The organism is Bacillus sp. NTK071 (genome assembly GCF_017303315.1).
GTDB lineage: Bacteria > Bacillota > Bacilli > Bacillales > Guptibacillaceae > Guptibacillus.
Map to the genome: position 1 here is coordinate 1 of NZ_JAFKOI010000065.1, position 272 is coordinate 272.

A 272-nucleotide genomic window follows, 5' to 3' on the forward strand; every position below is an offset into this window, starting at 1 on the left:
CGTGCATTGCTGTCGGAAACTCAAACTCACATGGCTGCGGTACACGCTATTTTTGCCGAGCTGATCGGTGCCGATGACGACGAAGAGTCGAACACCGAGCAGTATTACCACGAGCTATGGGACATGGCCCACAAGTCGGAAGTGATGAGCCACATTCTGGAGCAAGATGTCCATAGTGATGAGCCGGATGTCATGGCGCGGGTGATCGTCCACTTTAAAGATGATCTGGCCAAGAAAACACTCGGCCCACGCGGACGTGAAGTCTTAAATCG

Annotated in this window: 1 protein-coding gene; it reads left to right on the forward strand. The window is 52.9% G+C overall.

Features of this window, described 5'->3' with window-relative positions:
• Positions 1-272 (forward strand): hypothetical protein (locus JI666_RS21045; RefSeq protein ID WP_206895029.1); only part of this gene is annotated, 272 nt, incomplete at both ends.